The following is a 22,469-nucleotide window of genomic DNA, read 5'->3' as shown; positions in this document are numbered from 1 at the left end:
TACCCTCTAACAACATGTCGACCTTGGGCTACGAGATCGTGGACGTCTTCACCGACCGCCCCTTCGCCGGCAACCCGCTGGCCGTGGTGTTCGGCGCGGAAGGGCTCGCCACCGAGCAGATGCAGGCGCTCGCGCTGGAGTTCAACCTGTCCGAGACGGTCTTCGTGCTGCCCCCGACGCAGGTGGGCGCCACCTACCGGGCCCGCATCTTCACCCCCGCCGACGAGCTGCCGTTCGCCGGGCACCCGAGCGTCGGCGCCGCGGTGACCGCGAGCCGGCGCGGCGTCATCGGTGCGGGCCGGGTCACCCAGGAGTGCGGCGCCGGCGTCCTGCCGATCGAGGTGACGGCGACCGGCGCGACGCTCACCGGCGGTACGCCCACGCTCGGCCCGGAACTCGACCCGGAGCCGCTGCTGGAGATGGTCGGCCTGACCGGCCCCGACCACGTCGGACCGCCACCGCGGGTCGCCGGGTGTGGTCTGGAGTTCCCCTACCTTCCGGTACGCCCGGACGCGGTGGGCCGGGCACGGTTGAACACGACGGCGGCGCAGCGGTACGGAGTGGAGCACGTCAGCCTCTTCTCCTGGGACGCCGATTCGCAAACCGCGCACGCCCGGGTCTTCGTGCCGGGGCTCGGCGTACCGGAGGATCCGGCGACCGGCTCGGCCGCCCTGGGGCTGGGCGTGTGGCTGGTCGCCAGCGGCCTGCTGCCCGGCGAGGGGCGTGCGGAGTACACCGTCCGGCAGGGCATAGAGATCAACCGCCCCTCCACGCTTGCCTGCTCGGTGACCGCCTCCGGCGGGCTGGCCCTGGGCGCGACGGTCTCCGGCCAGGTGATGCCGGTGGCCCGAGGCGAGATCACCGTCCCCCCGTTCATCGGCTGACCCCCCTGCCCTCTGCCCCGCCGCCCTCCGCCCGCCGCCCTCCGCCCGGACGCCTTACCTCGGTGATCAAGGAGTTTGTGTCGGCGAACCGGCCCCTGGAGGACACAAACTCCTTGATCAACCGGTCGAGGGCGGGGCGGGTGGGCGGGTGAGGGCGGTAGGGACGGGCCGGGATGGGGGAGGATGGCGGAGTGAGTGACGAGGTGGACGAGCGGGTGACGCCGCCCCTGGTGGACGAGGCGGTGAAGAAGGCCGCTGTCTGCTGGGTGAGCACCGGTGCCGGCCCGGCGTACGCGCTGTGGTGCCTGCCGCTGGAGGGCACCCTGCTCGTGGTCAGCGGTCCGGGTGAGCAGGCCGCACCAGGGCTCGCCGACAGCGACACGGCCGACGTGACGCTGCGCGGCGACCACGGCGGCCGGATCGTCACCTGGCCTGCGCGGGTGACCCGGCTGCGACCCGGCACCGAGGAGTGGGACACCGTCGCGCCGCTGGTCGCGGCGAAGCGGCTCAACGCCTCCGGCTCCGCGACGGAGCTGGTGGAGCGGTGGGCGGCGCAGGGGTGCGCGCTCAACCGGCTCGCGCCGGCCGGCACCGCCGTGTCCGGCGCCGACCTGCCGGACGGCTCGCTGAGCGAGCAGCCCCGCCCGGCCCCTGCGGTACGGGCCGTCCGCAAGCCGTTCCGCCTGCACCGCGTCCGCCGCCGCTGACCGCGAACCACCGGGGTGTCAGGCGGCCGACGCCCGATGCGACCCCGCCGCGTCCGGCGGGCGGGGCCGCGTTCGACAAGCCCGGTCAGGCGACGGGGACCGGGTCGAGCAGGTCGAGCACATCCGTCAGCGAGGTCAACGACGGTCCGTCGAAGCCGTGGTCGGCGTTGAGGACCACGTGGTCGGCGAGGTCCGGGGCAGCAAGCCGGGCCGCGCTCAGCCCGGCCCGCTCCGCGCCGGTCAGTTCCTGGCTGTCGCCGTCACCGACGTAGAGGCAGTCGGCCGGGAGCTGGCCGAGGCGGTAACAGGCGGCCAGGTAGAGCGCCGGGTCCGGTTTGCAGCGGCCGAGGCGTACCGAGAAGACCTGGGCGTCGAGCAGCGGCGCCACGGCGAGCTGTGGCAGGAACGCCGGCAGTTCGTGCGTGCAGTCGCTGACCAGCCCGGTGCGCACGCCCCGGCGGCGCAGCGCGGCCAGCACCGGTACCGCCTCCGTGCGGAGCCGGGTGTCGGCGCGTACGGCCCGGTGCCGGGTGGCGACGGCGGCGCGGACCTCCGCGTCGGACGGGCGCACGCCGAGCCGGTCGCAGACCCAGCGCATGGTGGACTCGGCGTCCCCGAAGGATCCGCTTGCCCGTTCGTGGAAGCTGCTGTCCAGCACCTCCACCAGGGCCTCGGTGGAGCAGCCGAGCAGGTCGGCGGTGGCGCGGTGGGCGGCTCCGCGCCGTACACCATGGGTCAGGGTGCCGAAGAAGTCGAACAGCACCGCCTGGAATCCGGGCATGAGGGAACGCCTCCGGACGTCGAGGGGGGAGATCGCCGGGACGCATGATCGTAACCGAGTGCTGACGTTCCGTGTCCGCCGGGTGTCCGTGTGAGGATTACCGTTCGTGCCGACCGTTCCGCAACGCCCGCCGATCGACGCGCTGACTGTGGGCGCGCTCGCCCTGGCCGTCGCGTCGGTCTCGTCCTCGGCGCCGCTCGTGGCGTTCGCCGCCGCGTCGGCGCTGGCGGTGGCGTTCTGGCGTACCGCGCTGTCGGCGGCGGTCCTGGGCCCGGTCGCGTTGATCCGGCGGCGCGCCGAACTCCGCGCGCTGACCGTCGGGCCGGCCCGGCGCGAGGGGCTCTACTGCGTACTCGCCGGGGTCGCCCTGGCCGCCCACTTCGCCACCTGGATGCCGAGCGCGCAGCTCACCTCGGTGGCGGCCGCGACCGCGCTCGGTGCGACGCAGCCGGTGTGGCAGGGGTTGATCGCCCGTGGGCAGGGACGGCGGCTGCCGGCGGCGGTGTGGGCCGGCATCGGGGTGGCGGTGCTCGGCGCGGTGCTGGCCACCGGCGCCGACTTCGGCGTCTCCGGCCGGGCGTTCGCCGGTGACCTGCTCGCCGTGGTCGGCGGCCTGTTCGCGGCCGTCTACACCGCCTTCGGCGAGCGGGCCCGGGCCAGCATCAGCACCACCACCTACACCACCGTCTGCTACGGCGTCTGCGCGGCGGTCCTGCTCGTGGTGTGCCTGGTCGGCGGGGTACGCCTGCACGGCTTCGACGGCCCCACCTGGCTGGCGATCCTCGCCCTGGTGGCGGGCGCCCAACTACTCGGCCACTCGATGTTCAACTACGCCCTGCACCGGGTCTCCGCGACCACAGTCAGCGTGCTGATCCTGCTGGAGGCGCCCGGCGCGGCGTTGATCGGCTGGGTGTGGCTGGGACAGTTGCCCCGGCCGCTGGCCCTGCCGGGTCTGGCGCTGCTGCTGGCCGGCGTGGCGGTGGTGGTGCTCGGCGGTGCGCGGGCCGGTCGCCGCGTCACGCCGGTCGCCGCACCGGCCGACCCGACGCCGCTCGGCGACGCGGAACAGACGCGGCGACCCGGCACCGCGCCCGACTGAGCCGGTCGGGGCGATCTCGCGCCGTTCCGGCCACCGGGCCGCCCGGTTTGCACGAAAGTGCTCAGGGTGGGGGCGGACCGGGACGACGCGGCGGAGACGGGCACCGTCGTCACGCCCTCGGCCGAGTTCCCGCCGCTCGGCGACGAGGAACGCGCGGCGCTCGGCCGGATCGGCGAGCGCTGGCACGGCCCGCGCCGCGCCGACGACCTGCCGGTCGACCCGACGCTCGGGCGGCACGACCATCACCCGGCGCCGACCCGCTTCGGGCGGCTGGCGCCGATCGACATGTTCACCGTGGCGCAGCCGGACGAACTGGTCGCCACCGGCGCGGCCGACCTGCCCGGCGACCGGACCGGCCGGTCGGTCGCCCGGGTACGCCGGGCGCTGCTCGGGCCGCCGCTGTCCAGCGCGTCGGTGCTGTACGAGCGGATGCGCAAACTGGTCGCGCTGCCGGTGCTCTCCTCCGACCTGCTCAGTTCCGTGGCGTACGGGCCGGAGGCGATGCTCGCGGTGCTGGTGCTGGCCGGGAGCGCCGCGCTCGGTCTGGCCCTGCCGCTCGCCGCCCTGCTGGTGGTGCTGATGGTCGCTGTCGGCCTGTCCTACCGGCAGACCATCCCGGCCTATCCGCACGGCGCCGGCTCGTACATCGTCGCGGGGGACAACCTCGGGCGTACGCCGGGACTGGCCGCCGCAGCCGGGCTGATGCTCGACTACGTGCTGACCGTGTCGGTGTCGATCGCGGCCGGGGTGCACGCGGTCACCTCGGCGCTACCCGGGCTCGACCGGTGGGCGGTGCCGCTCGGCGTGCTGGTGATCGCCATGCTGCTGGCCGGGAACCTGCGCGGCGTACGCACCGCCGGGAACATCTTCGTGCTGCCCACGTACGCGTTCGTGGTGGTGCTGGTTGCGGTGCTGGCGGTGGGGTACGCGAAGGCCGCCTCGCGGGGTTTCGCGCCGCTGCCGCCGCCCTCGGTGCCCGCCGCCGAGGGCCTGGGCCTGCTGCTGGTGCTGCGGGCGTTCTCCTCCGGCGCGGTGTCGATGACCGGCATCGAGGCGGTCTCCAACGCCGTGCCGGCGTTCCGCCCGACCGAGTGGCGCAACGCCCGGACCACGCTCGGCTGGATGGTCGCCATGCTGGTGACGCTGTTCGCCGGCCTGGTCGGGCTGATCCACCTCGACGGCCTGGTGCCCCGGGCGGACGAGACGCTGCTGTCCCAGCTCGGCCGGGTCACGTTCCCGAGCGGGCCCTGGTACGCGATCCTCCAGGCCACCACCGCGCTGATCCTGCTACTCGCCGCGAACACGGCGTTCAACGACTTCCCCCGGCTGCTGTTCTTCATGGCCCGGGACGGGCACGCGCCACGCCGGTTCCTGCACATGGGCGACCGGCTGGCGTTCAGCAACGGACTGGTGGCGCTGGCGCTGACCGCAGCGGTCGTGTTCGTCGCGTTCGGCGGGCACACCGAGCGGCTGATCCCGCTCTACGCGGTCGGTGTGTTCCTCGCGTTCACGCTGTCCCAGACCGGGATGGTGGTGCACTGGCGGCGCCGCCGGGGGCCGGGATGGCGCCGCCGGCTCGCGGTCAACGCGGTCGGCGCGGCGCTGTCCGGGCTGGTGCTGCTGACCGCGGCGGTCGCCAAGTTCACCGAGGGCGCCTGGGTGGTGGTGCTCGCCGTGCCGCTGCTGGTGCTGCTGTTCCGCCGGATCCACAGGCACTACGACCGGCTGCACCGCGCGCTGGCGCTGCACCCGCCGCCGTCCGCGCCGCCCGCCGAGTGCGATGAACTGCCCCAGCAGGTACGCCACCTGGTGGTCGTGCCGGTGGCCCGGCTGAACCGGGCGTCGCTGCGCGCGCTGGCGTACGCGACCTCACTCGGGCGGCCCACGCTCGCCGTGCACCTCGCCCCGGAGGAGGCCGAGGCGGACCGGTTCCGGGAACAGTGGCAGGCCTGGGGCGACCACCTGAAGCTGGAAACGATCGTGTCGCCGTACCGGTCGGTGATCGGGCCGCTGGCGCACTACCTGGAGGCGCTGCACGCCGCGAACCCGGACCTGACGCTCACCGTGATCGTGCCGGAGGTGGTGCTGCGCCGACGTCGGTACCGGCTGCTGCACAGCCGCGCCGAGCAGCGGCTCCGGGCGGCGTTGCGCGCGCTGCCCGGCGTGGTGGTGACGAGCGTCCCGGTGCACGTGTCGTGACCTCAGACGTCGCGTACCTCCAGCACCCGGGTGGCGGGTGCGGCGTCGCCGAGCTTGGCGCGCAGCGCGACACGGTCCGGGTCGACAAGGAACGCGTCCAGCCCGGCGCGCGCGGCGAACCGGATCACGTGCACCTCGGTCACCCCGTCGCCGGTACGCAGCCGCCGTTGCAACTCGCCGCCGTGCCGGCCGAGCAGCGCCAGCACCGCGTCCTCGTACCGCTGTCCGGCGTCCACGTCGGCGCTCAGGTCGACGAGCGCAACCAGCAGGACCTCGTTTCCCGTCGTCATGGCGTCGAGTGTCCCAGCGGACCGGCGGTCGTGGTGACCCGCTCAGGCGTCGACGCCGACGGCCTTCGCGCTGGCCGTCCAGAGCCGGGCGGCCAGCGCCGGGTCGGCCGCCTTGGCCCGGGACCGGTGCGGCTTGCGGTCCGCGTAGTAGCCGCCGTCGGTCAGCCGGGACGGATCCTGGCAGGCCAGCCACACCAGCGTCTCCGCGCCCTTCTCCGGGCTGCGGAACGGCAGCAGCCGCATGCCGAGCGCCACGATCCGGCTCTCGTTGCCGAAGCGGGTCCGCACCACGCCGGGATGGAAGGCGTGCGCCGGCACCTCCGGCCAGCGCCGGGCCGCCTCGGCGGTGAACAGGATGTTCGCCTGCTTGCTGGTGCCGTACGCGCGGAACGGCCGGTACGAGCGCAGCGCGGAGTTGAGGTCGTCCGGGTCGAGCACGCCGCTGCGGTGGGCGTCCGAGGCGGTGACCACCATCCGCCCGATCCGGTCTCGCAGCAGGTTGCTGAGCAGGAACGGGGCGAGGTGGTTGGCCTGCATGCTCAGCTCGAAACCGTCGACCGTGGTGATCGGTTCCAGCACGATCGCGCCCGCGTTGTTGGCGAGCACGTCGATCCGGTCGTACCGCTCGCGCAGCCGCTCGGCGAGCCCGCGCACGTCGTCGAGCACCGCGAAGTCGGCGCGGAACAGCTCCGGCTGCTCGCCGCAGCACTCGCGGACCCGCTCGCCCGCGGCGCGCAGCCGGGCCGGGTCGCGGCCGACCAGCACCACCTGGTCGCCGCGGCGCGCCAGCTCCTCCGCGGCGGCCAGGCCGATGCCGGAGCTCGCCCCGGTCAGCACCACGATCCGACGCTCAGTGAGATCTTCCACAGGTCCATTCACCCCGGTCACGGCACGAGGTTACCGTGGCGTCACCACGCCCTTTGGGATCGTTAAGTTCTCGAAATCCACCGCTGCGCCGGCACCCGCGCCGGACGCTGGAAGGAGCGCATCCATGACCGCTGTCGGTCGTCCCCGCCGATCCTGCCTGGCGGTGCCCGGCTCCAGCGTCAAAATGCTCGGCAAGGCCCAGGGCCTTCCCGCCGACCAGGTCTTCCTGGACCTGGAGGACGCGGTCGCCCCGCTGGCCAAGCCGGACGCGCGCAAGAACATCGTGGCCGCGCTCAACGAGGGCGACTGGACGGGCAAGACCCGCGTGGTCCGGGTGAACGACCTGACCACGCCGTGGACCTACCGGGACGTCATCGAGGTGGTCGAGGGCGCCGGGGCGAACCTGGACTGCATCATGCTGCCGAAGGTGCAGAACGCCGAGCAGGTGCACTGGCTGGACCTGCTGCTCACCCAGATCGAGAAGACGCTCGGCCTGGAGGTGGGCCGGATCGGCATCGAGGCGCAGATCGAGAACGCGGCCGGGCTGGTGAACGTGGACGCCATCGCCGGCGCCTCGCCCCGGGTCGAGACGATCATCTTCGGCCCGGCCGACTTCATGGCCTCGATCAACATGAAGTCGCTGGTGGTCGGCGCGCTGATCCCGGACTACCCGGGTGACCCGTACCACTACATCCTGATGCGCATCCTGATGGCCGCGCGGATGCACGACAAGCAGGCCATCGACGGTCCGTTCCTGCAGATCCGGGACGTGGACGCGTTCCGCGAGGTGGCCAAGCGCTCGGCGGCGCTGGGCTTCGACGGCAAGTGGGTGCTGCACCCCGGCCAGATCGACGCCGCCAACGAGGTCTACTCCCCGGCGCAGGCCGACTACGACCACGCCGAGCTGATCCTCGACGCGTACGACTACTACACCTCGGAGGCGGGCGGAAAGCTCGGCGCGGTGATGCTCGGCGACGAGATGATCGACGAGGCGTCCCGCAAGATGGCGCTGGTGATCGCCGCGAAGGGCCGGGCCGCCGGCATGGCCCGTACGTCCTCGTTCACCCCGCCCTCGGAGTGACCGGCCCGGGCCGCCCCGAGTTCGCGGGGCGGCCCGCCGAGTTCAGTAGTTCGTGCTGCCGTAGCCGGACGAGTCCTGGTTGGCCGCCCAGATGATGAGGATCACGAAGGCGGCGGTGGCCAGCACGGCCAGCGCGGTGGAGATCCAGCCGACGATGATGCCCGCGGTGGCGAATCCCTCGCCGCCCTCGCCGCGTTCCCTGATCTGCTTACGGGACACGTGGCCGAGGATCGCGCCCACCAGGCCGATGTAGCCGCCGAGGCCGTAACCGCAGAGGCCGAGCGCCCCGATGATCGAGACGATCATCGCGCCGATGGCCAGGCCGTTCTGCTTCGGTCCGGGCGCGTACCCGTATCCGGGGTAACCAGCCGGGGACGGGTACCCGCCGGGCTGCGGATAGGCGCCCGGCGGGTAACCGGCCGCCGCGTACGGGTCGGCGGACTTCATGCCGGCGTACGGGTCGGGAGACGCGTACGGGTCCGCCGAGGTGGGCTGGGTCGGGATGGGGTTGCCGGCCATCGGCGTCATCGGGTCGGCCGGCGGGCTCGACTGCTGTCCGGCCGCCAACGGGTCCTGCCAGCCACCGGACGGTGGGGGATAGGTCATCTGATCATCTCCAGGTACGTGGTCGCGCTCAGGGTAGCCACCCGGCGCGCGACACGGACGTCCCCTTTCCGGCCAGCGCGTTGCCCGTGCGCTCGGCACCGGGCAGGATCCTCGGCATGGCACTTGACGCGCGTGGGGGTCGGTCGCGACGGGACATGAGCCGGCCGGGGTCGGTGCGGCGCCCGCGCGGCGGCGAGCCGGTCGGCCCCGCCGACTCCGAACGGCCGGCGCCGCTGCCGGAACCGGCCACCATGCGCCTGGACGGCCGGGTCGCGCTGGTGACCGGCGCGGGCAGCCCGGACGGCATCGGGTACGCGACCGCGCGCCGGCTGTCCGACCTGGGCGCCCGGGTGGCGATCGTGTCCACCACCCGGCGTATCCACGAACGCGCGGGCGAGCTGGGCGTCACCGGTTTCGTCGCCGACCTCACCGACGAGTCGGAGGTGGGCGCGCTCGCCGACGCGGTGGCCGAGCAGCTCGGCGACGTAGAGGTGCTGGTGAACAACGCGGGCCTGGCCAGCCGGGCCAGCCCGGAGGTGCTGCGGCCGGTGGCCCAGCTGACGTACGACGAGTGGCGTGGCGAGATCGACCGCAACCTGACCACCGCGTTCCTGTGCAGCCGGGCGTTCATCGGCGGCATGGCCGAGCGGGGCTGGGGCCGGATCGTCAACCTGGCCGCCACCGCCGGGCCGGTCAACGCGCTGCCCACCGAGGCGGCCTACGCGGCGGCGAAGGCCGGCGTGGTCGGGCTGACCCGGGCGCTGGCGATGGAGATGATCGCCGACGGGGTGACCGTGAACGCGGTGGCGCCCGGCATCATCCACACGGCGGCGTCCACGATGGCGGAGATCAAGCAGGGCCTCGGTACGCCGGTCGGGCGTCCCGGCACGCCGGACGAGGTGGCCGCGGCGATCGCGTTCCTCTGCTCGCCGGCCGCCTCGTACATCACCGGGCAGATGCTCGTGGTCGACGGCGGCAACAGCGTCCGGGAGGCGCAGTTCCGCTGACCGTCAGTAGGTGCTGGTGTCGGAGTTGGCCCAGAACGCCAGCCCGATCCAGCCGCAGCAGACCAGGATGCCGATCACGGTGAAGATGTAGCTGAGGATCAGGCCCCAGTTGGCGAGCTGGTCGCCGTCCTCGCCGGTCTGCCGGATCTGCCGCTTCGCCAGGTGGCCGCAGACGATGCCGGCGGGCGCGAAGACGAACGCGAAGACGAGCGACAGGATGGCGAGCACGTTCGTGCCACGGGGTCCCGGCCCCTGGCCGGGCGGCCCGTACTGGCCGTAGGGCGGCTGCGGCGCGTACGGCGGCTGCTGGCCCCACTGCGGGTGCTGCTGGCCGTACTGCGGCTGCCCGTACGGCTGGCCGTGCGACGGCGGCTCGTACGGCGACGGTGGCTGCTCGTCGGTCACCAGCGCCCCTTCCCCCAGGTCAACGGCCCTCTTACTTGCGGACGCTACCCGCAGCGGTGAACCTTTTCACAGCGGTTGTGTGGACTGGTCACCTTGGCGGGGCCGGTCCCGGGGCCGATACTGACCGAGCGTTCAGTTACCCATGAGTAAGGCGCCGACCCCGGAGGCTGAGATGGCCCGACTCGCCCAGACACCCGGACTGACCGACGTGCAGCGGTCGATCCTGGAAACCGTCCGGGAGTTCGCCGACAAGGAGATCATCCCGCACGCGCAGCGGCTGGAGCACGCCGACGAGTACCCGAGCGACATCCTCGACGGCATGCGCGAGATGGGACTGTTCGGCCTCACCATCGACGAGGAGTACGGCGGCCTGGGCGAGTCCCTGCTGACCTACGCCCTCGTGGTCGAGGAGCTGTCCCGGGGCTGGATGTCGATCTCCGGCATCGTCAACACCCACTTCATCGTGGCGTACCTGATCTCCCAGCACGGCTCGGCCGACCAGAAGGCCCGGCTGCTGCCCCGGATGGCCACCGGTGAGGTGCGCGGCGCGTTCTCGATGTCGGAGCCCGAGTGCGGCTCGGACGTCTCGGCGATCAAGTCGAAGGCCGTCCGCGACGGCGACAACTACGTCCTCAACGGCCAGAAGATGTGGCTGACGAACGGCGCGTACTCGTCGGTGGTGGCCACCCTGGTCAAGACCGACACCGGGGCCGACTCGGTCTACGGCAACATGAGCACCTTCCTGCTTGAGAAGGAGCCCGGCTTCGGCGAGACCGCGCCCGGCCTCACCATCCCCGGCAAGATCGACAAGATGGGCTACAAGGGCGTCGAGACCACCGAGATGGTGCTCGACGGCGTCACGGTGCCCGCCTCCGCCGTGCTCGGCGGCGAGGACAAGGTCGGCCGCGGCTTCTACCAGATGATGGACGGCATCGAGGTCGGCCGGGTCAACGTGGCCGCCCGCGCCTGCGGCATCTCGATCCGGGCGTTCGAGCTGGCCGTCGCGTACGCCCAGCAGCGCCACACCTTCGGCCAGCCGCTCGCCAAGCACCAGGCCGTCGCGTTCAAGCTCGCCGAGATGGGTACGAAGATCGAGGCCGCGCACGCGCTCATGGTCAACGCGGCCCGGCTCAAGGACGCCGGCCAGCGCAACGACGTCGAGGCCGGCATGGCGAAGCTGCTCGCCTCCGAGTACTGCGCCGAGGTGGTCCAGGAGGCGTTCCGGATCCACGGCGGCTACGGCTACTCCAAGGAGTACGAGATCGAGCGCCTGATGCGCGAGGCGCCGTTCCTGCTGATCGGCGAGGGCACCTCGGAGATCCAGAAGACGATCATCTCGCGCGGCCTGCTCAAGCAGTACAAGCAGTAGCGCGAACCGGTCAGGCGCGCCGGGTCAGTCCGGCGGCGGCCCGCTCCACGATGAGGCACCTGTCCTCGACGTAGTCGAGGCCGGCCTCCTCGGCGATCCGGCGCGCCTCGTCCGAGAAGATCCCGAGCTGCAGCCACACCGCCGGGGCGCCGATCGTCACCGCCTGGCGGACCACGTCGACCGCGTCCCGGGCCGGGCGGAACACGTCGACCAGGTCGACCGGGTGCGGGATGTCGGCGAGCGTCGGGTACGCCTTCTCGCCGAACAACTCGTCCACCGTCGGGTTGACCGGGATGATCCGCCAACCGTGCCGCTGCATCTCCAGCGGCACGCGGTGCGCGGCCTTGCCCGGATCACGGGAGGCGCCCACGACGGCGATCACGGCGGAGTCGGCGAGGATCTGCTGAGCGGAACGCATTCCCCGAGACTAGCCTCGCCGGTGCGGGTTCTCCCCGCTAGAGCAGGGAGAGCTGTTCCGCGGCCGGGGCGGGCGGCGGCGTCTCCGGTAGCCGGCGATTGTCGCCGCTCTCGCCCCGGTGCAGCCCGTGCCGGCGTGCCGCCATCCGTACCCGCGCTGTCACCTCCCGCTGGTACGCCTGCGGCGCGTACGAGCCGGCCTGGTAGAGCTGCCGGTAGCGGGGGACCAGGTGGGGGAACTCCCGGGCCAGCCAGCGCGCGTACCACTCACGGGCGCCGGGCCGCAGGTGCAGCGGCAGCGGCGTCACGCTCGCCGCTCCGGAGGCGGCGACGGCCGCGACCGTGGCGTCGATCGACTCCTCGTCGTCGCTGAGACCGGGCAGGATCGGCGCCATCAGCACGCCGACGGAGAATCCGGCGTCGGTGAGCCGGCGGACCGCGTCCAGGCGGCGGCGCGGACTCGGCGTACCCGGCTCGGCCGCACGCCAGAGTGTCTCGTCCACGAACCCCACCGAGTACGACAGCCCGACCCGTGTCACCTCGGCCGCCTGACGCAACAGCGGCAGGTCGCGCAGCAGCAGGGTGCCCTTGGTCAGGATGGAGAACGGGTTCGCGAAGTCGCGCAGCGCCTCGATGATCGGCGGCATCAGGCGGTAGCGGCCCTCGGCCCGCTGGTAACAGTCCACGTTGGTGCCCATGGCGACATGCGCGCCGCGCCAGCGTGGGGCGGCCAGCTCACGGCGGACCAGCTCGCCTGCGTTGACCTTGACGATCACCTTGCGGTCGAAGTCCGCGCCCGGGTCGAGGTCGAGATAGGTGTGTGTATTGCGGGCGAAGCAGTTGTGGCTGACCACGCCGTTGGCGATGAAGTCGCCGGTGCCCGTGGTGATGTCCCACAGCGGAAGGTCGAGGCCGAGATCCTCGACGGCGGTCACCTGGAGTCGCGCCGCGCACTTGAGCGCCATGCCCTCGATCGAGCGCCGGGCCGTGACGGCCGGGTCGGTGAGGTGGAAGAAGCGCAGCCGCTCGGGCAGCCCGCCGGTCAGCCGGAGCTGACGCGCCGCGCCCCGTGCACCCGGCACGTCGAGCGCCCACGTGAAACCGAAACGGTCCAGCGCCCCGGCGGCGCGGGCCTGGCTCTCGTCGTCGGCGACGCCGATCCGGAACACGCCCCGGTGGCACGTCCCGGTGGCGTCGAACATGCCGGCCAGGTAGCCGAGCGCCCAGAGGTCAGTCGTCTCGTCGGGTGGCTCGAACAACCCGGTGACCACCTCGGCCGGGCCGGCTGTGCGTACCACAGTGGTCGTCGCCCGGCGGCCGACCCGGGCGACGGTGGCCCGCTCGACGGTGACCCCCGCGTCGGTCAGGTAGCGCTCGGCCCGGTCCAGCGCCTCGGACTCGGCGGTGGCCAGCCGGAACCGGGCGCCGGCCCGGTCGTCGTCGCGGATCAGGGCGTGCAGGTAACCCATGCGGTAGTCGGCCGAGCGCTTCGGCGCCACCGCGAACCGGCCGGTGCCCAGCAGACGGTTGCGGGTGGTCAGGTGGGGACGGCGCCCGCCGCCGCGCATGGTGCCGGTGACGTGCTTCCAGCCGCGTTCGGTCAGGAACCGGTGGTCGCCGCTGGCGACGAGCGTGGTGCCGTCGGCCAGCGTGACCCGGTGGGCCCGCTTCACAGTGGACCACTTGTCGAGCACGGTGGTGACGACGTAGTGGCGGTAGGCGCCGCGCCGCGCGGTGCCGTAGATGCGGTCGCCGGGCTCCAGCTCGCTGATCGCCTTGGTGCGGCCGTCGGCCATCAGGATCGGGGTGTCGCCGCCCAGGCAGTAGACGCAGGCGTGCGAGCAACCTCGGTAGGGGTTGATCGTCCACTCGAACGGCACCCGTGACTCGCCGGGCACCCGGTTGATGATCGACTTGGCGTGGACCTCGTAGAAGGTCATGCCGGCGAAGTCCGGCGTGTCGAAGGTGCGGGTGACGGCGCCGGGCAGCGCCAGCGGCAGGGGTGGAGCCGCCGGCGCCGCCCGATCGGGAGTCCCCTCGTCCGGGGGAGCGGAGAGGTTGTCCCAGCGCATGGACCTCATTCGAACATGTGTACGAACAAAGCGCAAGTGACGCTCCGGACACCGCGCGCCGCCGCGCCCGGGACGGGTGCAGGATGGTGGCATGAAGACGTCGACCTTCGTCTACGACGGCGACTGCGCCTTCTGCACCAGTTGCGCGCAGTTCATCGAGCGTCGCATCCCGACCGGCGCCCGGGTGGTGCCGTGGCAGTTCGCCGACCTGGCGGCGCTGGGCCTGACGGAGGCCGAGTGCGAGGAGGCGGTCCAGTGGGTGGGCGCCGACGGCTCCCGCGCCGCCGGGCCGGACGCCATCGCCCGGCTGCTCGGCGACAGCGGGCCGCTCTGGCGGTTCGCCGGGGCCGGGCTGCGCCTCCCGCCGGTCCGCGCGGCGGCCTGGCCCGCGTACCGCTGGGTGGCCCGCAACCGGCACCGCATGCCGGGCGGCACCGCCGCCTGCGCGTTGCCCCAGGAGGCCCGGGAACGGCTGTACGGGCCGACCGGCCGTCCGGGGCCGACCGCCTGAGCGGCTGCGTGCCGGTGCTCAGGCGGTTGAGGACGGGGCCGGCGCGGAAGAGAGCGGTGCCGTCGCCGGCGACGTGGGCGCGGCGGGCGGCGGGCGGCCGAGCAGGCGCCTGACGAACACCACCGGGCGGACCTTCTCCAGCGCCAGGAAACTGGTCATCGCCACCAGGTGCGGCGCGAACGAGATGGTGATCGTCGCGATGGTCACCAGGTGGAACGAGTAGAAGAAGCCGACGGTCGTCGTCCGCCACCGCGACGGCAGCACGAACACCAGCGGGCTGAGCAACTCGAACGCGAGGATGCCGAACTGCGCCACGATCAGCAGGTGCGGCACCTGCGCGATCAGGTCGGCGAGGTCGGTGCCGCGCCGGATGATCGCCCGGGCCAGCACCGAGCCGTTCGCCCAGTCCCATCCGCCGAAGCGGAACTTGGCCCAGGCAGCGAGGAAGTACGTGCAGATGACCGAGATCTGGGTGACCCGTAGCGCCCAGCCGCCAGCCTCGGTACGGGTCGGATCGCCGTGCCGGGCGCGGCCGGCGGTGGGCAGCACGGCCAGCGCCACCAGGAGCGCGAACCGGTCGTGGTCGACCTTGCCGTAGCTCATCGCCACGATCATCCACTCGAAGTACAGCGCGAAGACCGTCCAGCCGAGCAGCCGGTGCGCCCGGCCGGTGGCGGCGAGCAGCGCGGTGACCAGCAGCGCCCAGAACACCACGCCGACCAGGGCGGGGGTGGGGGTGGGCAGCGGGAGCAGCCGCCCGACGAGCAGCGGCTGGTAGAGGTCGCCGGGTACGTCGACCCGGGTGCGTACCCAGGGGGTGAAGATCACCAGGTCGGCGGCGACGAAGAGGTAGACCAGGGTGCGGAAGGCGGCGATCCGGCCGCGCGGGACCGCCTCGGTCAGCCAGGCGGTCATCCGCCGGTCTCCCAGCGCACGGCTGTCTCGTCGGTCCACTTGCCGGTCGGGCGGCCGCCCTGGATGTCGAACCAGCGGATGACGATGCGCACCTCGACCAGGTCGGGGGCGCCGGGGTGGCGTTCGGCGTACGCGTCGGCGACGGTCCGCAGCAGGCTCGGGTCGGCGGCGTACCGGCCCTGCTGGCCCTCGATCTCGGCGCGGCGGATGCCGGTGGCCTCCTGGCCGAGCGGGACCACCGCGCCGGTGCGGTCCACGCCCTCGACCCGGGTGTCCGGGGCGGGCGCGTTCGGTGGGTCGGAGGTGGAGTACATCCGGAACGGCCCGAACGGGAAGTCGTCGTCGGTGCCGCGCACGGTGCCCAGGAGCAGCAGCGCCAGGCCGAGCAGGGTGACCCCTACTCGGACCGCGCGCCCGCGGGCGGTCAAGGTCTCCATCGCGTGGTGACGATACGGGAGTGAAGCGGCCGAAAGTGTCCCTCAGTCGGCCATTCCTCACTGTCCGTCCCGCCGGTCCGGCAGGCGCGAGAACGCCGCCGGCCGGTCCCGGGTGGGATCGGCCGGCGGCGTGTGGAACGTCAGTGGTTGTGCTCGGCCAGCTTCTTGCGGACGTCGTCCATGTCCAGCGCCTGGACCTGCTCGATGAGGTTCTCCAGCGCCGACTCCGGCAGCGCGCCCGGCTGGGCGAAGACGATCACGCCGTCACGGATTGCCATGATCGTCGGGATGGAGCTGATGTTGAACTTCACCGCCAGCTCCTGCTGCGCCTCGGTGTCGACCTTGCCGAAGGCGATGTCCGGGTGCTTCTCCGAGGAGCGCTCGTAGACCGGGGCGAAGCGCTTGCACGGGCCGCACCAGTCCGCCCAGAAGTCGAGCAGGACGATCCCGTCGCGCCCGGTCACCTCGTCAAAGTTGGCCGTGGTCAGCTCAACCGTTGCCATTTGCTCTCTCCGATCACCGCGGATTGTCGTACGTCCGGTGGAACCAGGGTCGGTCCGTCCGAATTCCCGCCGTGCGGGTGACGAAACGCTGAGCGCCCGGATGGTGACCCTGGGCACATCGAACACCATCTGTTCCCTCGGCCCGTGCGGAACGCAAATGCACACCGCACTTGCGTGACGGGACGTGATGGGAGCGTTTCCAAGGAGATCACGCTCAGTTGCGGCTACGTATCGGTAACTTTGGCCTTGACGAGCATCTATCCAGCCTGCGGAGATCGCTTACCGACCTCGCGTCGATTACACTGAGTAGTGTTACGAAAAGATAAATGTGACCTCCGTCTCTGTCGGCGGCGGGTGGTCGTACGGCAGAATTCTTCGCATCAGAGCGTGGGCGGCGGGTGCCGGGGAGGGCCCCGCCGCTCATTGCGTCCGGACCTCGGTGGACCCCCGGTGTGACATTTCCGCCGGGCGAACGCCCCGCTCCTCGCCTTAACAAGCGATAAGGCATGCTGTGCCGAACTCCATCGCCGCCCGTGAAGGGGACAAGGATGCAGTTCGGCCGCTACTACGAGGAGTTCGAGGTCGGCGCGGTCTACCGGCACTGGCCGGGCAAGACGGTCACCGAGTACGACGACCACCTCTTCTGCCTGCTCACCATGAACCACCACCCGCTGCACATGGACGCGCACTACGCCGAGTCCGCCTCGCAGTTCAAGCGCAACGTGGTGGTCGGCAACTACATCTACTCGCTGCTGCTGGGCATGTCCGTACCGGACGTCAGCGGCAAGGCGATCGCCAACCTGGAGATCGAGTCGCTGCGCCATGTCGCGCCGACCTTCCACGGCGACACCATCTACGGCGAGACGACGGTGCTGGACAAGCGGGAGTCGGCCTCGAAGCCCGACCGTGGCGTGGTGGCGGTCGAGACCCGCGGCTACAACCAGGACGGCACGCTCGTCTGCGTGTTCCGCCGCAAGGTCATGGTCCCCAAGAAGGAGTACGCGGCCGCCGCCGTACCGGACGGCGTCGACCCGGAGCGTCCCAGCTTCCCCGAGCCGCGCTGACCTCGCGTCTCCCCGGCTCACCGGGCCTCGTTCTCCGTTCGGCGGGGACGGGGCCCGGACCTCGTCCGGGGGCTTATGCTCGGGCTGGAGGTTGCCGATGAGCCACTCCGTAGCCGGAGAGCCGCCTTCCGCCGGCCGCCGCGCCGCGCCGCTCACCACCGCCGCCTACTCCGCGGCGGAGTGGGACCTGCTGACCGACCTGCCGGGCCGCGTCCTCGTCGCCGCCGCCTCAGCCGGTCCCGGTCGTCCGCCGCGCGGCGTCGCCGCCGGCCTGGCCGGGCTGGACGCGGTGGCCGCCGGGCGGGCCTTCGACAGCGATCTCGTCCGCGCGGTGGTGGCCGCGATCTACGCCCGCCACGACGGCGCCGCCGAGCGGGACGAGCGCCTGACCGACCTGGTCGACCTGCTGGCCGCCGCCAGGGCCGCGGTACGGGTGCTGCGCCGCCGCGCCGATCCGGCCGACTCGGCGGCCTACCGGCAGTGGGTGGAGTCGGTCGCCGCCCGGGTGTGCCGGACCGGGGAGACCGTGCCGAGTCCCGCCGACACGCGTTTCCTCGACCGGCTGGGCGGCGCGCTCGACCTGCGCTGACCGATGACGCCGCCGGGCCGTACCCTCTGCAGACCGTGACCGACGACCAGCTCGACGTGGGTGTGGGGCCGTGGCCCGGTGACCCGCCGGACGACCCGCGCTACGACCCGGAGCTGCTCGCGACCGGGGACCGGCGCAACGTGGTGGACCGCTACCGCTACTGGCGGCGCGAGGCGGTGGTGGCCGACCTGGACCGGCGCCGGCACGACTTCCACGTGGCGATCGAGAACTGGCAGCACGATTTCAATATCGGCACCGTGGTCCGCAACGCCAACGCCTTCCTCGCCGCCGAGGTACACATCGTCGGACGGCGGCGGTGGAACCGGCGGGGCGCCATGGTGACCGACCGCTACCAGCACGTCCGGCACCACGCCACGATCGAGGAGTTCGTCGCGTGGGCGCGCGACGAGCGGCTGCCGGTGGTCGGCATCGACAACCTGCCCGGCTCCCGGCCGATGGAGACGGCGGTGCTGCCGCGCCGCTGCGTGCTCCTGTTCGGGCAGGAGGGGCCGGGGCTGTCGCCGGTGGCCCGCTCGGCCTGTGACGCGCTGTTCTCCATCGCCCAGTACGGCTCGACCCGCTCCATCAACGCGGGCGTGGCCAGCGGCATCGCGATGCACGCCTGGATCCGGTCGTACGCCGGCCCGCCGCCCGACTGAACTCGGCGTGGTTCCACCACCGGATGGAAATCCCACGCTCGTCGGCCCGCCCCGCTTGACGCCTCGCCGGTCCGGGGCGACGGTGAGGGTGTGACTGTCGCGGTGAGTTGTCCGAAGTGCGCGGGCCCGGTGCGCGAGCCGGACCTGATGCACGCCGATCACCGGTGCGTGCGGTGCGGGCCGATCGCGCCGCTGCACGTGCCGGAGCACATCAGCGCCGAGATCATGGCCAGCGTGGTCGAGCGGATGGCCGCCGACCCCGACCCGGCCGGTCGGCTCCGGATGCCGCTGTGGTGCCCGTGGCCGCTGCCTCCGGGCTGGACGCTCACCGGTGTGGCCTGGGCGGGCGACGACCGCGGCGGTGTCCGGGCCACCCTGGTCGCGTGTGCCGGACCGGCCCCCCTGGACGGTGGGCCAGCCGATCTGATCTTCGTCGCCGAGGAGCCCGGCGTCGGTCTCGGATCCCGCTTCGCGGGACTGCCCGGACCCGATCCGGGCCCGCAGGTGGAGGAGGCGCTCACCGATCCCGGCCCTGGTCATCCCGAGCGGTTGCCGCACGCGAAGATCCGGGTGGGGGGTCACCCAACTCCACTGTGGCTGGTGCGCTCCGAAACGGATCGAAGCGCGTACGCCGGCGAGGCTCGGGGAATGTGGCTCCATGCGATAGCCTGGCCGGCGAGTGCGGGTCACCTCCTCGCGGAAGAAGTCGTGCTGCACGACCTCACCGAGTGGACACCGCCCGAACTCGTGTACGGCGCACCGTCTCCGTATCTGCACGGGCGGGCCTGACCGGCCCGTCACGGCGAGTCGGGGAGCGGACGCAGATATTCACGGTAAGACACCATGCTGATACTCTGGGTGCCGCTGCGGTAAACGGACCCGGCGCCGCGCGAGAGGATGGCCCGCTATGGTCAAGAAGGTCCTCACCTGGGCCGGCATCGCATTCTTGATCTTCTTTGTTGCGTACCGGCCCAACTCCGCCGCCGACGTCTTCAAGTCTCTCGGTGGCGGCATCATGGACATCGCGCAGGGCTTCGGCGACTTCTTCACCAACCTCGTCGCCTAGCCGCCCATGGGAAGCCCCTCCGGTCCACCCTTCGACCCGGACGACCCCGACCGGGCACGCCGGGAACGCGACACCGAGCCGATCCCCCGGATCGACCCGGACGACCCGGCCGGTTACGGCCCCGGCCCGTACGCGGACGCGGACGACGCCGGCTACGGCAGCGCCTATGCCGGTGAGGGGCGGTCCGGCCGGGCCTGGGCGCGCGATACGGACGGCTTCCCGGACCAGCCGATCTCCGAGGAGGAGCTGGCCGGGCTGCGGTCCGACGCCACCGGCATGGCACCCCGCCGGGTGCTGCCGCTGGAGGACGAGCCCAGCTCACTCGTGGCGCGTTACCTCTTCCCCACCGAGCGCTACCGGGGCGAGTGGAAGCGGCACTGGATCCACCTCACCACCCCGATCATCGTCGGCGTGGCGGCCACGTTCGTGCTCGGCTACCTGTCCGGCTTCCTCGCCGGGCGGGACGTCGGCGCGTTGACCACCGTCGCCGTGCTGCTCTGGTTCGGCGTGATGGGCTGGGTCGCCTGGAAGGTCGCCGACTGGTGGTACGACCGGTTCATCCTGACCAACAAGCGGGTCATGGTGGTCAACGGGATCATCACCCGGCAGGTCGCGATGATGCCGCTCACCCGGGTCACCGACATGAAGTACGAGCAGAGCCCGACCGGCCGTGCCCTCAACTACGGCACGTTCGTGCTGGAGTCGGCCGGCCAGGAACAGGCGCTCCGGGTGATCAAGAACCTGCCCAACCCGAACGAGCTCTACCTGCGTGTGGTCGAGGAGATGTACGAGCCGCAGGCGGTCGAGGCGCGGTTGGGCAAGGAGGCCGACGAGGCCAAGGCCGACGACGGAGCCTGAAACTTTTCGTCCGAACATCGGATGAACTGCACACCTTCCGCCATCGACCCGGGCGGCCCGGCCGTGGCATTCTGCCAGGCAGGACGGGGGGAGAATGGGTGTGGTGGTGAGCAGAGATCCGCTGGAGGAGGAGTTCCGCGAGTTCGTCGCGGCCCGCTCCGGCGCCCTGCTGCGCACCGCCTACCTGCTCGCCGGCGACTGGGCCACCGCCGAGGATCTGCTCCAGACCGCGCTCACGAAGACCTACCTGGCCTGGAAGCGGCTCGGCGGGATCGACGCCATCGAGCCGTACGCCCGCCGGGTCATGGTCAACACGTCCACCAGCTGGTGGCGGCGCCGCTGGCACGGCGAGCGCCCCACCGAGGTGCTGCCGGAGCGGGCCGGTGTCGACGAGATCGAGCAGCAACTCGACCGGGACGCGCTCTGGCGGCACCTCCAGGCGCTGCCGGCCCGGCAGCGGGCCGTGCTGGTGCTGCGCTTCTACGAGGACATGTCCGAGGCGCAGACCGCCGCCCTGCTGGAGATCTCCCCGGGCACTGTGAAGAGCCAGACCTCCCGGGCGCTGAACACGCTGCGCCGCCGGCTCGGCTCCGAGGCGGCGCTGAGCCTGCCCACGCCCGCCGACGCGCCCACGCCCAACCCGGCCGCCCCGACCGCGCCCGCCACGTCCGGCCGGTCCGTCCCGCCGGCCCGGGGCGGCGAGCCGGCCCGTACCCCGGCACGGCGGCCCGCCGCCCGGGTGCCGCGACCGGCCCCGCCCGCGACTCCGGTCCGTCCCGCAGTCCCGATCGCGGCGGAGAGCCGATGAGCGGCACCCGGCAGCACAGTGACAACCGGACGGGCAGCCCGGAGCGTCCATTCCCCGTGAGCGACGACCAGCTGGAGCGGGCGCTGCGGGAGACCCTGTCCCGCCGCGTCGCCACGCCCCGCCCGCTGCCCGTCGACCCGGCCGGGGAGATCCTGCGCCGGGCACGGCGCACGGGCCGGCGGCGTACGCTCACCGGCCTGGCCCTGGCCGGGGTCGCCACCGTGTTCATCACGACCGGAGTGGCCCAGTTCAGCGCGTCGGGCGGCGACGGCGGCACGCCCACTGTGGTGCTCGGCGACCCGCCCGTCCTCTACCCGTCCCCGGACACCGCCGGGCCGTCCTCGATCACCCGGTTCGGGCCGGTCCGCGCCGAACTCGACCTGCTCGTCGGTGACCGGCTGGACACCAGCGGCGGCGAACGGCGGCAGCTGACCGGTGTGAGCGGCGTCGAACGGGCGCAGCGGATCCACGAGCAGGAAGGCTGGCTGCTCACCTCGGCGGCCACCGTCGCCGGCCGTACCCTCTGGTGGGTGCCGGTCAGCGGCGCCACGCCCCAGGTGATGCTCGCCGCCGCGGACGCGGTGGCGGTCTCCGCGGACGGACGCCAGGTCGCCTGGCGGGACGGCACGGACCTGATCGCGGCCGGTGTGGTCGCCGGCCAGCTCATCGCGCCGGTCCGGATCGCCGCGCCGGAGGGCGCCGTGCCGGTCGGATTCGCCGGCGACGCCGTGCTGATCCAGCAGCCGGGCGACGGCGGGATGAGCGTGTGGGACCGCGCGCTGGGCGGGCAGCCGGGCCCGGTGAACCCGGACGTCCGCACCGTCTACGGCACGCGACCCGACGGCCGGGTGGTCGGCCTGGTCGCCGCCGGGCGGGACGAGCAACTCTGCCTGGCCCTGCTGGACCCGGCACGCGACCTCGCCCCGGTGCGTACCGGATGCGGTCTGAAGCTGGCCACCGACGGGCTCGGCGCCGTCTCCTTCGACGGCCGGTGGCTGCTCGCCAACGGCACGTCGCGCACCGCTCTCCTGGTCGACCTGCGCGACCCGGCCAGCCCGGTCACCCACCCGGCCGGCCCGCTGCTGGCCGGCGGCGTGTCCTGGACCCGGGCCGGGGTGGCGTTGCACGTGGACGCGACCGGCGGGCTGGTCCGGGTCAAGCCCGAGCGGGTGCTGGCCGGTGACCGGCCGACGGCCTCGCGCGTCGAAGGGCTGGCGCCGGAGGACCGCCCGGTGGTGGTGGCCGACGTCCCCACGGTGCCGGACGGGGCGTAGC

26 protein-coding genes are annotated in these 22,469 nt (G+C 72.7%); 16 read left to right on the top strand and 10 right to left on the bottom strand.

The features are described from left to right. The first annotated feature begins 14 nt into the window (after positions 1-14). Positions 15-884, top strand: coding sequence for a PhzF family phenazine biosynthesis protein (locus tag O7604_RS06150; RefSeq protein ID WP_281579087.1), 870 nt, complete (start codon positions 15-17; stop codon positions 882-884). A 173-nt stretch (positions 885-1,057) separates the two neighbouring features. Then, entirely contained in the window at positions 1,058-1,591 is a 534-nt protein-coding gene (locus O7604_RS06145; RefSeq protein ID WP_269702452.1) for a hypothetical protein, read from the top strand. Positions 1,592-1,676: 85 nt separating this feature from the next. Here the strand turns inward: O7604_RS06145 and O7604_RS06140 are convergent, their stop codons facing one another. Next, positions 1,677-2,372, bottom strand: a complete 696-nt coding sequence (locus tag O7604_RS06140; RefSeq protein WP_281579086.1) for an HAD family hydrolase — start codon at positions 2,370-2,372, stop codon at positions 1,677-1,679. 106 nt (positions 2,373-2,478) lie between these two features. On the opposite strand from O7604_RS06140, the gene O7604_RS06135 reads away from it, so the two are divergent. Beyond that, a complete protein-coding gene (locus O7604_RS06135; RefSeq protein WP_281579085.1) occupies positions 2,479-3,471 on the top strand; it encodes a DMT family transporter in 993 nt (330 codons plus the stop codon). Between the two features lie 66 nt (positions 3,472-3,537). Continuing rightward, the gene (locus O7604_RS06130) at positions 3,538-5,670 is read left to right on the top strand and encodes an APC family permease (RefSeq protein ID WP_281579084.1); all 2,133 of its coding nucleotides are present in this window, start codon (positions 3,538-3,540) and stop codon (positions 5,668-5,670) included. A 2-nt stretch (positions 5,671-5,672) separates the two neighbouring features. Here the strand turns inward: O7604_RS06130 and O7604_RS06125 are convergent, their stop codons facing one another. After that, positions 5,673-5,960 (bottom strand): hypothetical protein, encoded by a 288-nt coding sequence (locus O7604_RS06125; RefSeq protein ID WP_281579083.1) that lies wholly within the window; start codon positions 5,958-5,960, stop codon positions 5,673-5,675. 42 nt (positions 5,961-6,002) lie between these two features. Beyond that, entirely contained in the window at positions 6,003-6,827 is an 825-nt protein-coding gene (locus tag O7604_RS06120; protein ID WP_269702447.1) for an SDR family NAD(P)-dependent oxidoreductase, read from the bottom strand. A gap of 124 nt (positions 6,828-6,951) precedes the next feature. Here O7604_RS06120 and O7604_RS06115 point away from each other — a divergent pair, with 124 nt between their 5' ends. After that, positions 6,952-7,908 (top strand): CoA ester lyase, encoded by a 957-nt coding sequence (locus O7604_RS06115; protein WP_269702446.1) that lies wholly within the window; start codon positions 6,952-6,954, stop codon positions 7,906-7,908. Between the two features lie 42 nt (positions 7,909-7,950). Here O7604_RS06115 and O7604_RS06110 read toward each other — a convergent pair whose 3' ends face one another. Further along, complete coding sequence (locus O7604_RS06110) at positions 7,951-8,514, bottom strand: DUF4190 domain-containing protein (RefSeq protein ID WP_269702445.1); 564 nt, start codon at positions 8,512-8,514, stop codon at positions 7,951-7,953. Between the two features lie 155 nt (positions 8,515-8,669). Here O7604_RS06110 and O7604_RS06105 point away from each other — a divergent pair, with 155 nt between their 5' ends. Next, positions 8,670-9,521 carry an SDR family NAD(P)-dependent oxidoreductase gene (locus O7604_RS06105; protein ID WP_269702444.1) on the top strand — a complete coding sequence of 284 codons (852 nt, stop codon included), beginning with the start codon at positions 8,670-8,672 and terminating at the stop codon, positions 9,519-9,521. A gap of 3 nt (positions 9,522-9,524) precedes the next feature. Here O7604_RS06105 and O7604_RS06100 read toward each other — a convergent pair whose 3' ends face one another. Then, complete coding sequence (locus tag O7604_RS06100) at positions 9,525-9,926, bottom strand: DUF4190 domain-containing protein (RefSeq protein ID WP_269702443.1); 402 nt, start codon at positions 9,924-9,926, stop codon at positions 9,525-9,527. 172 nt (positions 9,927-10,098) lie between these two features. On the opposite strand from O7604_RS06100, the gene O7604_RS06095 reads away from it, so the two are divergent. Next, positions 10,099-11,295, top strand: a complete 1,197-nt coding sequence (locus tag O7604_RS06095) for an acyl-CoA dehydrogenase family protein (protein WP_269702442.1) — start codon at positions 10,099-10,101, stop codon at positions 11,293-11,295. A 10-nt stretch (positions 11,296-11,305) separates the two neighbouring features. On the opposite strand, the gene O7604_RS06090 is transcribed toward O7604_RS06095, so the two are convergent. Both O7604_RS06090 and O7604_RS06085 read right to left on the bottom strand, forming a co-directional pair. Continuing rightward, complete coding sequence (locus tag O7604_RS06090; protein ID WP_281579082.1) at positions 11,306-11,713, bottom strand: CoA-binding protein; 408 nt, start codon at positions 11,711-11,713, stop codon at positions 11,306-11,308. A 37-nt stretch (positions 11,714-11,750) separates the two neighbouring features. Continuing rightward, positions 11,751-13,784 (bottom strand): intein-containing Rv2578c family radical SAM protein, encoded by a 2,034-nt coding sequence (locus tag O7604_RS06085; RefSeq protein WP_281579924.1) that lies wholly within the window; start codon positions 13,782-13,784, stop codon positions 11,751-11,753. Between the two features lie 91 nt (positions 13,785-13,875). Here O7604_RS06085 and O7604_RS06080 point away from each other — a divergent pair, with 91 nt between their 5' ends. Beyond that, positions 13,876-14,295, top strand: a complete 420-nt coding sequence (locus O7604_RS06080; RefSeq protein WP_269702439.1) for a DUF393 domain-containing protein — start codon at positions 13,876-13,878, stop codon at positions 14,293-14,295. A gap of 18 nt (positions 14,296-14,313) precedes the next feature. Here the strand turns inward: O7604_RS06080 and O7604_RS06075 are convergent, their stop codons facing one another. The 3 genes from O7604_RS06075 to trxA all read right to left on the bottom strand — a co-directional run bounded on the left by O7604_RS06075 (position 14,314) and on the right by trxA (position 16,150). Further along, entirely contained in the window at positions 14,314-15,210 is an 897-nt protein-coding gene (locus O7604_RS06075) for an HTTM domain-containing protein (RefSeq protein ID WP_269702437.1), read from the bottom strand. Then, positions 15,207-15,647: a hypothetical protein gene (locus tag O7604_RS06070; protein WP_269702436.1), complete on the bottom strand. Its 441-nt coding sequence runs from the start codon at positions 15,645-15,647 to the stop codon at positions 15,207-15,209. The genes O7604_RS06075 and O7604_RS06070 overlap by 4 nt, the downstream gene beginning before the upstream one ends. A 140-nt stretch (positions 15,648-15,787) precedes the next feature. Further along, positions 15,788-16,150, bottom strand: coding sequence for a thioredoxin (trxA, locus tag O7604_RS06065; protein WP_269702434.1), 363 nt, complete (start codon positions 16,148-16,150; stop codon positions 15,788-15,790). Between the two features lie 548 nt (positions 16,151-16,698). Between trxA and O7604_RS06060 the strand changes: the two genes are divergently transcribed. The 8 genes from O7604_RS06060 (at position 16,699) to O7604_RS06025 (ending at position 22,468) form a co-directional block, all read left to right on the top strand. Continuing rightward, positions 16,699-17,214, top strand: coding sequence for a MaoC family dehydratase (locus O7604_RS06060; RefSeq protein ID WP_013283894.1), 516 nt, complete (start codon positions 16,699-16,701; stop codon positions 17,212-17,214). A gap of 97 nt (positions 17,215-17,311) precedes the next feature. Next, a complete protein-coding gene (locus tag O7604_RS06055; protein ID WP_281579081.1) occupies positions 17,312-17,803 on the top strand; it encodes a hypothetical protein in 492 nt (163 codons plus the stop codon). A gap of 35 nt (positions 17,804-17,838) precedes the next feature. Beyond that, on the top strand, positions 17,839-18,462 hold the full coding sequence (locus O7604_RS06050) for an RNA methyltransferase (protein WP_269702431.1): 624 nt from the start codon (positions 17,839-17,841) through the stop codon (positions 18,460-18,462). 90 nt (positions 18,463-18,552) lie between these two features. After that, positions 18,553-19,251, top strand: a complete 699-nt coding sequence (locus O7604_RS06045; RefSeq protein ID WP_332367305.1) for a DUF6758 family protein — start codon at positions 18,553-18,555, stop codon at positions 19,249-19,251. 118 nt (positions 19,252-19,369) lie between these two features. After that, a complete protein-coding gene (locus O7604_RS06040) occupies positions 19,370-19,528 on the top strand; it encodes a hypothetical protein (protein ID WP_013283898.1) in 159 nt (52 codons plus the stop codon). Positions 19,529-19,534: 6 nt separating this feature from the next. Then, entirely contained in the window at positions 19,535-20,386 is an 852-nt protein-coding gene (locus O7604_RS06035; protein WP_281579080.1) for a PH domain-containing protein, read from the top strand. 94 nt (positions 20,387-20,480) lie between these two features. Next, positions 20,481-21,194 carry a SigE family RNA polymerase sigma factor gene (locus tag O7604_RS06030; protein ID WP_281579079.1) on the top strand — a complete coding sequence of 238 codons (714 nt, stop codon included), beginning with the start codon at positions 20,481-20,483 and terminating at the stop codon, positions 21,192-21,194. 56 nt (positions 21,195-21,250) lie between these two features. Then, positions 21,251-22,468 carry a hypothetical protein gene (locus O7604_RS06025; RefSeq protein WP_269702427.1) on the top strand — a complete coding sequence of 406 codons (1,218 nt, stop codon included), beginning with the start codon at positions 21,251-21,253 and terminating at the stop codon, positions 22,466-22,468. The last annotated feature ends 1 nt before the right edge of the window (position 22,469 follow it).

This window comes from Micromonospora sp. WMMA1947 (assembly GCF_027497355.1).
GTDB lineage: Bacteria > Actinomycetota > Actinomycetes > Mycobacteriales > Micromonosporaceae > Micromonospora.
This window is presented reverse-complemented; position numbering and strand designations above follow the sequence as displayed.